The following is a 12,281-nucleotide window of genomic DNA, read 5'->3' as shown; positions in this document are numbered from 1 at the left end:
TATCTCTCCGGAGAGTGACACGCATCCCGGTCATGGCGCGACGGGAATAATCCCTTGCTGATAAATAAAGGCCGGCAGAAAACCATGGTTTATACCGGCTCATTACTTTGCAGCCTTTTTATTTTCGATGACTTACCGGCATTGCCGGTAACGGCCGTAGCGACTCAGACAGGCTCTTTTGTCACAGGTTTCCGCGGTGCCAGTTCAGTATTGCCGTTGCGGAACCAGGGTAAAAAGAACTGAATTAACGGGCCAATGGTCAGGGCATAAATCAGGGTGCCGGGCCCCACCGTCCCGCCCGCCAGCCAGCCGGTCAGTAATACCGTGACTTCGATAACGGTACGGATCAGCCGTAATGAAATACCGGTGCGACGGTGTATACCGGTCATCAGGCCATCACGGGGACCGGGGCCAAAACCGGCACAGATATACATGACGGTCGCAATCGCGTTCAGAATAATGGCCGCTGCCAGCATCAGACAACGTGCTGTCAGCGAGGTGAGCGGAGGCATGGCCGCCAGGGCGGCGTCAGCAGCCAGTCCGAGAACGACAACATTACTCAGCGTCCCCAGGCCAGGACGCTGCCGCAGAGGGATCCAGAAGAGCAATACCAGCGCGCCGGTCACAATCATCACAGTGCCGACATTCACCGAAAGCCAGCGGGCAACGCCCAGATGAAAAACATCCCAGGGGTCGGCCCCCAGTCCGCAATGGATATACATGGCACAGGAAATACCGTATATCGTTAATCCGCAATAGAGTTGTATCAGTCGTTTCAGCATCATTTTTTCCGGTGGCAGGTTGACAGCAAAATGATTGTTATCTGAAATGGATCGATAATTAATAGCCAGTTTATATAAAGTGGATCGCTATGTCTCTGAGACGCCTTGGTCATCACTCTCTGATTGAGATGCTGGGAAACTGGCAGCAAAGCTCTTCCCGGATCCCGCTGTGGCAGCAACTGGCCTCTGCCCTGCGGTTGCTGGTCCTGGATGGGCGACTGGTACAGGGGACCCGTCTGCCGGGTGAACGTGAACTGGCGACGGGACTGAAAATCAGTCGTACGACGGTGAGCAGTGCCTTATCCCTGCTGCGGGAACAAGGTTTCGTGCACAGCCAGCAGGGCAGCGGAAGCCGAATCACACTGCCGGAGAGCGCTGTGCATATTCCGGGGGCGATGTCGGCGGGGAGTGCGCTGGATTTATCGACGGCTTCCCTGAGTGCCGGGCCGGAGATCCATCAGGCATTTCGTCAGGCTCTATTGCGCTACCCTGAGTATTCGCTGGCGACAGGGTATGATCCCCGCGGATTACTTTCGCTGAGAGAAGCGATTGCACGCCGTTATTGTTCCCGGGGTTTACCTACCCGGCCGGATGAAGTGATGGTCGTGAACGGGGCTGTCAGCGGACTGGCGCTGGTTCTCCGGTGGCTGACCGGGCCCGGTGACCGGGTGCTGGTCGATCATCCCACTTACCCTTCTGCGTTGTCGGCTATCCGCGGGGCTTCCTGCCAGCCGATCGGTGTTTCTTTGCCGGAGGGCCGCTGGGATCACGGCGGGCTGGCCGCTGCCCTGGCACAGACCTCGCCCCGGCTGGCTTACCTGATTGCGGATTACCATAATCCGACCGGGTACTGTATGGGGGAAGAGAGCCGTGCGGAAATCACCGCACTGGCAGCCCGTTACCGGACGCCGCTGGTGATCGATGAGACGCTGGCAGAGTTATGGTATCAGCAGCCGCCGCCGCCGCCGGTGGCAGCATTTGCCCGGCCGGGGGAGGTGATCTGCCTCGGCTCGGCGTCGAAAAGTTACTGGGGAGGATTAAGGATTGGCTGGATCCGTGCCTCCGCGTCACAGATTGCTTCTCTGGTGCAGATCCGTGATTCACTGGACCTGGCTTCCCCGATCACGGAGCAAATCGTCTGTGAGTGGTTGCTGGACAACAGCGATCAGTTTTTACCGCAGCGCCGGCAGATGCTGCAACAGCGCCGGGATACCTGTGATCAGTTGATGAAGACCTGGTTTCCGGAATGGAAATATCAGGTACCGGCGGGGGGATTATCTTTCTGGGTCGAACTGCCGGGGATGCTGGCGACCCGTTTTGCGTCCCGGGCCAGTGACGCGGGTATTCTGCTGGGCACCGGCACACGCTTCGGGATCTCCGGCGCATTTGACCGCTATCTGCGCATGCCTTTCAGTGCCGATGAGGTCACATTACAACAGGCTTTTCAGCGTCTGCGGCCGCTCTGGTCATCGTTACCCGAACCCCCGGACTTACCGTTCTCAGGCCGGACTGTTTACTGAATTGCGCCATCGCTGCCGGTGGTCAGAGTGTCCCGGCGGGAGTGAAATCCCTGTCAATGTACTACCGGTAACGGAATACCTGGGGAGGTACTCCGGCCACGGCCAGCAGTTTGCGCAGAGATATTCACATAGCCGTGGCAGGTATCCCTGTTGCCGGCTGCCTGCGCGATGCGGCATCCTCATCCGGCTTTCCGCCAGTATCAGAGAGCCGCTGCCGTTGTTCAGGTCACTGCGCGTGCTTTCGCCTGCCCGGGATAACAAACGGACGACAGGGACCCGGTGCGGACGTTATATTTGCGGGGATCGTGCCCCCGGAAGATTTCTGCGGATCGGTGGGATCCTCGCCCGGGGATCGCGTAAGGATCGGCGGCCGGCCTGGCGGGCAGGTATTCCCGCGACCCCGGTCAATAGCCCAACCAACCAACCAACCAACCAACCAACCAACCAACCAACCAACCAACCAACCAACCAACCAACCAACCAACCAACCAACCAGCCAGCCAACCAATCAACAGCCGGGCGCATAAGCTTACGGATGACTTGCGTGTGGCCGGGTCAGTATATTAATACTGCCAATACTGCCAATACTGCCAATACTGCCAATACTGCCAATACTGCCAATACTGCCAATACTGCCAATACTGCCAATACTGCCAATACTGCCAATACTGCCAATGCTATCGGGAAACCGTGACCGTTAATAAGGGGGACAGAGCATTATTACAGTAATAACAACCCTTAACCTTTATTCCGTTAATTAACTCCCCGGTATCTTCCGGCAGAGAATGAAATAACAGATATCCTGTGGACCTGAATAACATCAGCGAATAAAAAAGGTCTGCGTGGATAAAAAGAAGAGGAGCCTGTATCTAATTTGAATTCACAGGCTCTGCGGAGGATCTGCCGGTTATTCCGTTTGTCACCGGGGCCTGCCGGGGAGCCAGATTACTGCGAAACGAGAACCCCTCATGATATTCGGGTCCGCAGGATGCCCGGAAAGCAGAAAGTCACACGGCGTATCGCGCTGAATATTCCCGTACGCCGCTGCGGATAACCTTCTGTCCGATGATCCTGGCGGCAGGTCATCGCTGTTCTGTTAGTATTCCGATAACTCACCGCTGTATGAAATGGCCCGGACTTTCCGGGCTTCGCCCTATCCATGAAATGCAGACGCCTCTTTCAGGCCGTCTCTGGCGTTCAGCGGCAGCAGGGTATGATGTGGTGATTTTTCCGGAAAAACGAGCGGTGAGGATATTGCTGCCCGCTCCCCGCAGACTACGGTCGCGTGACCGGGATGGCGCCTTACCGGGTAAAGATAAGAATGACATATCGTTATCAATGAACCGCCTTCCGTCCCGGAGACTACCTTATATATAACAGTGTTTCTGATGATTAAGCGCGGGTGGTAAGGGCACCGAACCGCCCGCAGGACTTTTTCAGGTTTGCGGATCCTGGCTTTAATCCGATGTTAGTTAACGTAAAGGGACAGATTTTATCGCTGACAACCCTAGCCGAACTTCATAAAATCCGATAAATTACAGAAGTGATAAGTAATTGTTTATATATAACAATAAAGAATAACAAACTAACTTCCCGTTCCGGACGACGGCTTCCGGTTCAGGTGCGTTGTTAGTTCTCAGCAAGGAACTCAGATGAAAAAAACATTGATAGGTCTCGCGCTGGCTATGATGACGACGTCCATGGCCGCGTTCAGTGCAACTCCTCCAGACACGCTCGTTGTCGCCCAGTCTCTGGATGATGCTATCAGCTTCGATCCGGCACAGGGTTTTGAGCTGTCGACCGTACAAGCTTTTAACAGTCTTTATCAGCGCCTGTTGCAGTCTGACCCGTCCAATCCGGTGGATCTGCGTCCGACGCTGGCTTCCTCCTGGAAGGCGGGTGCGGATAATCGCAGCCTGGTGTTTACGCTGCGTGACGGCGCTAAATTTGCCAGCGGTAACCCGGTGCGTCCGGAAGATGTGATCTTCTCTCTGTCACGTGTGGTGAAACTGAATCTTGAGCCTTCCTTTATCCTGACGCAGTTAGGCTGGAACGCGAAGAACGTTGACAGCGAACTGACCAAAGTGAGTGATAATCAGGTTGCTATCCACTGGACCGCCGATGTCAGCCCGTCCTTTGTCCTGAGCCTGCTCTCTGCCCCGGTGGCCTCGATTGTCGATGAGAAAGAGGCCGATAGCCACCAGGTACAGGGTGATTTGGGTCACCAGTGGCTGAACACCCACTCCGCCGGCAGCGGCCCGTATCAGATCCGTCGCTATGTCCCGCATGAAGTTCTGCTGATGACCGCCAACCCGGACTCTCCGGCAGGGGCACCTAAGCTTAAAAATGTCCTGATTAAAAATGTCCCGGAAGTCGCCACCCGTCTCTTACTGGTTGAGCAGGGCGATGCGGATATTGCCCGCAGTCTGGGCAGTGATCAGTTCAGTGCATTGAAAAACAAACCTGGTGTGAGACCAGTCGCCGTCCCTATCGCATCGCTTTACTATTTATTGTTTAACGTGAAGTCCTCTCCGGTGATGGCTAACCCGGCATTCTGGGAAGCTGCACGTTATCTGTTTGATTATAATGGTATTGCGAACGATCTGCTCAGAGGTCAGTTCTCTGTGCATCAGACCTTCTTACCGGACGGTTACTTAGGTGCATTAAAAGAAACGCCATACACTTACAACCCGGAAAAAGCGAAAGCGATTCTGGCGAAAGCCGGACTGAAGAATATCAGCTTTAGTCTGATCGTTAATAACCAGCCGCCTTATCTGGATATTGCCCAGGCATTGCAGGCGAGCTTTGCGAAAGCAGGCGTGAAGGTTACGTTGATCCCGGGGATCAGCAGTGAAATTACGGCGAAGATTTCCAGCCATAAATTCGATGCGACAGTCACGTCCTGGGGGCCTGACTACTTTGACCCGAACTCCAATGCGGCCGCTTTTGCGTCAAATCCTGAAGATGGCAGCAGTACGCTGGCAGCCCGTGCCGGCTGGCATATCCCTGCATTGACGGCAGAAACGAAGCAGGCCGTGGGTGAAAGCGATAATCAGCAACGTGCTGCGATGTATCAGAAACTGCAGCGTCAGGTAATGAAAAGTTCGCCTTATGTGATTGGTTTGCAGGCGCGTCAGCTGACCGCATTGCGCGATAACCTGAAAGGCTATCAGCAGGGTATGAACCCGGATATGGTGTTCTACAACCAGGTGACGAAGTAATGGCAACCACAGCGCAACCTTCGAGTCGCGCTGCGGGTTTGGGGCGGCTTGTACAGCGCCTCGCCGGTAACCTGTTATCACTGGTGGTGACACTTTTAGGTCTGCTGGCGTTTACCTTCACGCTGTCTCATCTTTCACCTGTCGATCCGGTGTTACAGCTGGTGGGGGATCATGCGAGTGCGTCTACGTATGCGCAGGTCCGTCATCAGCTGGGGTTAGACCAGTCACTGCCCCGGCAGTTCTGGGATTACCTGAAGCAACTGGCCCACGGTAATCTGGGGATTTCACAGAGCACCGGACAGCCGGTACTCAGTGATTTACTGCGGACTTTCCCGGCAACATTCACGCTGGCCACCTGTTCGCTGATTGTCGGTGCCGTCTGCGGTATCAGCCTGGCGCTGATTTCGGTCTGGCGTCCGAAGAGCTGGATCGACCACCTGGCGCGGATTGTCTCTTTGCTGGGCTATTCTGTCCCGGTGTTCTGGTTCGGCCTGCTGGGCTTGTTGCTGTTTTATGCGGTGCTGCACTGGTCCGCCGGTCCCGGCCAACTGGATGATTTGTATACCTATACACTGGAACCGAAAACAGGGATTGTGCTGATCGATAGCTGGTTGTCCGGTGATCGTGCCATGTTTATCAATGCATTAGCCCATCTGTGGCTACCGGTGGCGACGCTGGGATTATTATCTACCGCATCGATTACCCGCCTGTTACGCGCGACCTTACTGGAAGAGAACAGTAAAGAATATGTCACCCTCGCCTTGGCGAAAGGGGCAAGCCGCTGGCGCATTCTCTGGCATCACTTACTGCCGAACACCCGCGGAACTCTTATCACGGTGGTGATGCTGTCCTATGTCTCTCTGCTGGAAGGCTCCGTCTTAACAGAAAGCGTTTTTTCATGGCCCGGCATGGGACGTTATCTGACGAATGCGCTGTTTGCTGCTGATTTTCCTGCCATTCTGGGGACAACCTTAGTAGTGGGTGCCTGTTTTATCCTGATCAATGCGCTGACTGATGCGCTGGTCTGGCTCACAGATCCGAGAACACGATGACTGAATTAACTTCCCGTTCATCTGCGGCTCAATCCCGGCGCAGGATCCCGTTTTTACTGGCGCTTGGCTGCGGATTATTAGCCCTGCTGGTGCTGGCGGCGATTTTTGCTCCCTGGCTGGCACCGTTTGACCCGAATGCACAGAATATGGCTGGCCGGTTACTGCCGCCGTCAGAACTCCACTGGCTGGGTACCGATAGCTTTGGCCGGGATCTGCTTTCCCGCGTGATTTACGGTACCCGTCCTACCCTGGTGCTGATCATCTTTATTCTGGTATTAACCGTCCCGGTCGGGATGGCGGTCGGGATGGCGGCAGGCTATTTAGGTGGCTGGACAGAACGCATCCTGATGCGTATTACCGATATTTTTCTGGCGCTGCCGAGTCTGGTGATTGCGCTGGCGATGGTGGCGGTACTTGGCCCGGGGCTACTGAACGGCGCCTTAGCGCTGGCACTGACCAGCTGGCCGCCGTTTGCCCGTCAGGCCCGGGCAGAAACCCAGCAGTTGCGCCGCAGTGATTATCTGGCGGCGGCCAGGATGCAAGGGATCCGTGGTTTGCCGTTAATTCTGGGCCACATTTTACCGCTCTGTTTACCGAGTGCCGTCGTGCGCGCTGCGCTGAGCCTCGGGGGGATTATTCTGTCTGCCGCCGGCCTGGGCTTCCTGGGGATGGGGGTTCGTCCACCGACCGCGGAATGGGGATCCATGGTCGCGGAAGGTGGGAAAGTGATTTTTGACCAGTGGTGGGTCGCTGCTGCGCCGGGCGGGGCCATTTTGCTGGCCAGCCTGACCTTTAATTTCATTGGTGACGGTCTGCGCGACCGACTGGATAGCCGTCATGACAGTTGAATCGACACCTTTTATTATTGCGAATCAGTTATCCATCGGCCTGCCGCAAGGCCGTGCTCTGGTTGACGATATTTCTTTTCGTCTGGGGCGTGAACGTGTCGCGCTGGTGGGCGAATCGGGATCAGGGAAGTCACTGACGGCACGCAGTCTGATGGGGCTGCTGGCCCCGACGCTGACAGTGAATGCACAGGAACTGACGATTGCCGGGAATAATGCCCTGACTCTCACCCCGCGTGACTGGACCCGCTTACGTGGCGGTAAGGTCGCGATGGTCATGCAGGACCCGAAATATGCCCTGAACCCCTCGCGCACCATTGGCTGGCAGGTGGAAGAGCCGTTGATCCTGCACCGGTCACTCAGCCGCCGCCAGCGCCGGGAAAAAGTCCTCGAAATGCTGGATGCGGTAGGGCTGCCGAATCCGCAACAGCTGATTAAACGTTATCCTAATCAGCTGTCCGGCGGCATGGGGCAGCGTATTATGCTGGCGATAGCGCTGATCACCGATCCTGAGTTCCTGATTGCGGATGAACCGACTTCGGCGTTAGACCATCGTATGCGTGACCAGGTGCTGGCATTGATCCGCGAACTGGTATCACAACGGAATATGGGGCTGCTGCTGATCAGCCATGATTTACAGCAGGTCGCAGACCATTGTCAGCGTGTGATGGTGATGTATAAAGGGCGGATTCTGGATACTCTGCCGGCCTCAGAGCTGGCTAACGCCACCCATCCTTATACCCGTACCTTATGGGCCTGCCGGCCAGGCCTGGCGACGAAAGGTCAGCGCTTGCCTACCTTAGATCGTGCAGCACTGGAGGCGTTACCATGAGTGTTATCCGGCTGAATGGTGTGAATGTCTATCACCCGGAGGGCTATCACCTGCGCCAGGTGGTGGAAGGGGCCAGCCTTACTGTCGCTTCCGGCGAATGTTTTGGCCTGGTCGGACCTTCCGGTTGCGGAAAATCTTCTCTTCTCTGGGTGATGGCGGGATTAAATCCTCACTGGCAGGGTGAAATGACTCTGGCGGGGACTGACGTTGTTCCGGGTAAAGCATTTACCGGGCAGCTGCGTCGTGATGTCCAAATGGTCTTCCAGGACCCGTATGCTTCGCTGCACCCGCGTCACCGGTTACGCCGTACACTGGCAGAACCGCTGAAACGGTTCGGTTTCGATAACATCGATGACCGGATCCGCCAGGGGTTCCGCGAGGTAGGGCTGGATACGGCGTTAATCGACCGTTACCCGCATCAGTTATCCGGCGGACAACGTCAGCGTGTGGCGATAGTCCGCGCATTGTTACTGCAGCCAAAGATCCTGCTGCTGGATGAACCAACCTCGGCGCTGGATATGTCAGTGCAGGCGGAAATCCTGAACCTGCTGAATGACCTGAAACAAAACAGTCAGCTGACCATGGTGCTGGTCAGTCATGACCCGGATGTGATTGACCATATGTGTGATCGCTCCGTGGTGATGAACGCCGGGCATCTGTCCCATAGCGTCTGATTGCCCGGCATCGCCCCGGGGTAAGTTCGTGCTTATCCCGGGGAAAGCGACACCATGTTTAACGCCTTATTCCCGCCGATACGTCCCTTGCGACTTTCTTTTCCCCTGTCATCCACCCCTCGATAGTGTTCTGACGTCAGTGCCTGTTCCTTACCACCCGTCATAGGGTTAACCCTATTGTGCAGGGCTGCTATGCCGCGAAACCCTGTTTGCGGCAAAGGCGGTTACGAACCGGAGAGCCTGCTGTCTGTCCTGAGCTGACCCGGGCGGAGAGCAGGAGTGATACCCGATTACCGCATGGAAATATCGCCGCAGGGAGTTCCGGGGCCGGTAGCGGGATGCAGAAAGAAAAAGGCGATCGGTTCACGGGTGTCAGAACGACAAAGGGGACAGAGGGAAGCAATACTGGCCGGAGAGCAGATAAAAAAACGCCGGGCAAGATGCCCGGCGGGAATGACCGCGAAGATTACTGTGGTGTCGCGTTTTTCGGGTCAGTTTTTTTATTGCGGCGCTGGAGCTTTTTGATCAGGTTCAGCGCTTCTGCTTTAGTGGCTACCGCAGGGGTTGAGCCACGCAGAGGCTTACGGGCTGTTTCACGCAGGGTAAATACGGTGATCAGACCAATTGCCCCGGCAGCCATCAGGTAGTAAGCCGGGATCATCAGGTTATGTGTTTTCTCAACCAGCCATGCGGTCAGCAACGGTGTCGTACCACCGAACAGTGAAACGGACAGGTTAAAACCGATCGCCAGGGCACTGTAACGAATATCGGTGGTAAATAATGCCGGCAAGGTGGCAGGCATGGTGCCGCTGAAACAGGTATGGACGAAGCCAAGAATGATCAGACCGAAAAAGACGCCCCACATGCTGCCGGAACCGATCAGCATCAGGCAGGGAATGGACAGAATAATCAGACCCAGAGCCCCCCCGGCAATCACCGGACGACGACCGACTTTATCTGTCCAGTGGCCCCAGAACAGGGTCAGAGGCATCATCACAAACATCACCACCATCACCAGGATCAGGCTGCTCAGCTCACTCAGACCCAGAATACCGGTCAGGTAGCTTGGCATATAGGATGTCAGCATGTAGTTGGACACATTGAACAGCAATACCAGACCGATACATTTCAGCATCTGGGCGCGGTATTTGTGCATCATCTGGAACAGACCCAGACGAGGCTTGCTGTGCTCAAGGGCTTCCTGTTTTTCCATGTGTTGCTGGAATGCCGGCGTTTCTTCCAGTTTTAAACGCACATACAAACCGAACAGGCCGAGCGGTGCGGCAATAAAGAACGGAATTCTCCATCCCCAGTCCAGCATGGTCTGAGCAGGCATCACGGAAGTCAGCCCTGTCACCAGACCGGCACCCAGCAGATAGCCGCCCAGGGTACCGAATTCCAGGAAACTTCCCATAAATCCACGGCGATTATCGGTGGAGTATTCAGCAATAAAGGTCGCAGCACCCCCATACTCCCCACCGGTAGAGAAGCCCTGCAGCAGACGGGCGGCCAGTAACAGGAGAGGGGCCATGATGCCGATACTGTTATAAGAAGGGATCAGCCCGATACAGAAGGTCCCGATGGCCATCATAATCATGGTGATCGCCAGAATTTTCTGGCGACCATAGCGGTCTCCCAGCGGGCCAAAGACCATGCCGCCTAAAGGACGCACCAGGAAGGCGGCAGCAAAGGTACCGAAGGTGGCGATAAGCTGGGCAGCTGCGCTGGTATCTGCAAAAAAGACTTTACCGATGGTGACAGCCAGATAGCTGAACACACCAAAGTCGAACCATTCCATGGCATTACCCAGGGCAGCAGCGCCGACGGCGCGCTTCAGCATATCGTTATCGACGATAGTAATATCATCGACCGTCAGCTCTTTCGGTTGTTTTTTGTTCCAGAAGGGCTTCTTCTGTTTTTCTGTTGTATTGCTCGTCATAGAGTCCTCAAAACGTGATCAATGAGGGCGTCGCATAGCTTTCGTTGCCATTAAAAAAACTGATAATAAGTGAAGGGAATGAAAGCTATAAGAAGCCAGTGATGCGGGCTTAAATCAGGTCAATGCTTATTGACATATATTTACCTTAGTATAATGACGCTATATATATCAAGTTTCTGACCGGAATTGCTGAATATTTCTTCATTAATGGAGTGATATACCGTCATATGTATAATATTAAGGATATATCACTGCCATATAACTGGCGGCGCAGGACAACTGTGCTGCCTGCAGCCAGCCCGATCCGTTTACGCGGCGTATCCCTGCTAAAACGGAGTGATCCTGATCGCCTGATTAACTATAGCAGGTCATTACAGGGTGTCATGTTATCCCGGCTGCCGGAGTCAGTTATCGCAAACCGGCTGAGCAGCCATTGCCGGAGTTGCCTGACTTCCGGCCAGACGGCTTTGTTGTCGCTGGTCACAAAATAATAGCAGCCTCCCTCCAGACTCTGTTCTGCTGGTGACACCAGAATTTTCTTCTGTAAGGCATCCCTGACCAGTAATTCACTGGCGATCAGTACCCCCTGACCGGCTATCGCTGCCTGTATCGCATGGGTCTCATCATTGAAATGAATGCCGGAGGAGACATCCAGCGATTCAGGGCCGAACCGATTTTTCCAGTGCTGCCAGTCGGGTGACGGACGGGGAATATGCCGGTTATCCACATGAAACAATGTGTGTTTTAACAGGTCCTGCACGCGACGGATGGCCAGTTGCGGGCTGGCCACCAGGATAAACCGGTCCCTGCAGAGCAGAGTGTTGTCCAGTGCCGGATTGACCTGCTGACTATAACGGATGGCGCAATCTGCGATCCCCCCGGCCGGATCGACCAGATCAATGGCAGTATGCAGATGCAGGTTCAGGCCGGGGCACTGCCGGTGAAATTCCGGTAAGCGGGGAATGAGCCAGTGCGTCAGAAAATTGGAGGTGGTACTCAGCGTGAGCGCTCCCGGTGAAGAGGCCGGGGTAAGTTCACTCACTGCCTGGCGTAATGTGCTGAAGATGGTGGCGGAAGCCCGGAACAATGTTACGCCCTGCGGGGTCAGTGAGACGCCTCTGGCAGAACGTTCAAATAACCGGCACTCCAGTGACTGTTCAAGACTGCGGATCTGGTGGCTGATCGCGGTCGGTGTCACGCTGATCTCCTCCGCGGCACGTTTGAAACTCTCGTGTCTGGCAACGGCATCAAAAGCACGGAGTGACGTTAATGGCGGAAGACGGGATGTTTTCATAGATGAATTAAACTCATCATTCGGTGAATTATATGATTTTGTCACCCAATATAGGAAAGAGATAACGTGTCATCCAGTATTTTATCACATGAACAAAATTCATCTGTTGTGGTGCGGAGATG

General features: G+C 55.0%; 11 protein-coding genes. 7 read left to right on the top strand and 4 right to left on the bottom strand.

The window, feature by feature from the left end:
* Window positions 1-164: 164 nt before the first annotated feature.
* Window positions 165-782, bottom strand: a complete 618-nt coding sequence (gene yczE, locus ABD035_RS07820; protein ID WP_343869234.1) for a membrane protein YczE — start codon at window positions 780-782, stop codon at window positions 165-167.
* A gap of 89 nt (window positions 783-871) precedes the next feature.
* Between yczE and yczR the strand changes: the two genes are divergently transcribed.
* The 7 genes from yczR to ABD035_RS07785 all read left to right on the top strand — a co-directional run bounded on the left by yczR (window position 872) and on the right by ABD035_RS07785 (window position 8,926).
* Window positions 872-2,302 (top strand): MocR-like transcription factor YczR, encoded by a 1,431-nt coding sequence (gene yczR / locus ABD035_RS07815; RefSeq protein WP_343869096.1) that lies wholly within the window; start codon window positions 872-874, stop codon window positions 2,300-2,302.
* Between the two features lie 535 nt (window positions 2,303-2,837).
* Window positions 2,838-2,996 carry a hypothetical protein gene (locus tag ABD035_RS07810; protein WP_343869093.1) on the top strand — a complete coding sequence of 53 codons (159 nt, stop codon included), beginning with the start codon at window positions 2,838-2,840 and terminating at the stop codon, window positions 2,994-2,996.
* Window positions 2,997-3,954: 958 nt separating this feature from the next.
* Complete coding sequence (locus ABD035_RS07805) at window positions 3,955-5,523, top strand: ABC transporter substrate-binding protein (RefSeq protein ID WP_343869091.1); 1,569 nt, start codon at window positions 3,955-3,957, stop codon at window positions 5,521-5,523.
* Window positions 5,523-6,575 carry an ABC transporter permease gene (locus ABD035_RS07800; protein ID WP_343869089.1) on the top strand — a complete coding sequence of 351 codons (1,053 nt, stop codon included), beginning with the start codon at window positions 5,523-5,525 and terminating at the stop codon, window positions 6,573-6,575. The genes ABD035_RS07805 and ABD035_RS07800 overlap by 1 nt, the downstream gene beginning before the upstream one ends.
* Window positions 6,572-7,423: an ABC transporter permease gene (locus ABD035_RS07795; protein ID WP_343869087.1), complete on the top strand. Its 852-nt coding sequence runs from the start codon at window positions 6,572-6,574 to the stop codon at window positions 7,421-7,423. Before ABD035_RS07800 ends, ABD035_RS07795 begins: the two co-directional genes overlap by 4 nt.
* Entirely contained in the window at window positions 7,413-8,252 is an 840-nt protein-coding gene (locus tag ABD035_RS07790) for an ABC transporter ATP-binding protein (protein ID WP_343869085.1), read from the top strand. The genes ABD035_RS07795 and ABD035_RS07790 overlap by 11 nt, the downstream gene beginning before the upstream one ends.
* The gene (locus ABD035_RS07785; RefSeq protein ID WP_343869083.1) at window positions 8,249-8,926 is read left to right on the top strand and encodes an ABC transporter ATP-binding protein; all 678 of its coding nucleotides are present in this window, start codon (window positions 8,249-8,251) and stop codon (window positions 8,924-8,926) included. Before ABD035_RS07790 ends, ABD035_RS07785 begins: the two co-directional genes overlap by 4 nt.
* 32 nt (window positions 8,927-8,958) lie before the next feature.
* Here ABD035_RS07785 and ABD035_RS07780 read toward each other — a convergent pair whose 3' ends face one another.
* The 3 genes from ABD035_RS07780 to ABD035_RS07770 form a co-directional block, all read right to left on the bottom strand.
* The gene (locus tag ABD035_RS07780) at window positions 8,959-9,090 is read right to left on the bottom strand and encodes a hypothetical protein (protein ID WP_343869081.1); all 132 of its coding nucleotides are present in this window, start codon (window positions 9,088-9,090) and stop codon (window positions 8,959-8,961) included.
* Window positions 9,091-9,392: 302 nt separating this feature from the next.
* Window positions 9,393-10,865 (bottom strand): glycine betaine/L-proline transporter ProP, encoded by a 1,473-nt coding sequence (gene proP, locus ABD035_RS07775; protein WP_343869079.1) that lies wholly within the window; start codon window positions 10,863-10,865, stop codon window positions 9,393-9,395.
* A 358-nt stretch (window positions 10,866-11,223) separates the two neighbouring features.
* A complete protein-coding gene (locus ABD035_RS07770) occupies window positions 11,224-12,159 on the bottom strand; it encodes a LysR substrate-binding domain-containing protein (RefSeq protein WP_343869077.1) in 936 nt (311 codons plus the stop codon).
* Between the last annotated feature and the right edge of the window lie 122 nt (window positions 12,160-12,281).

The sequence above is a fragment of the Tatumella terrea genome (assembly GCF_039523755.1).
Taxonomy (GTDB): domain Bacteria; phylum Pseudomonadota; class Gammaproteobacteria; order Enterobacterales; family Enterobacteriaceae; genus Tatumella; species Tatumella terrea.
This window is presented reverse-complemented; position numbering and strand designations above follow the sequence as displayed.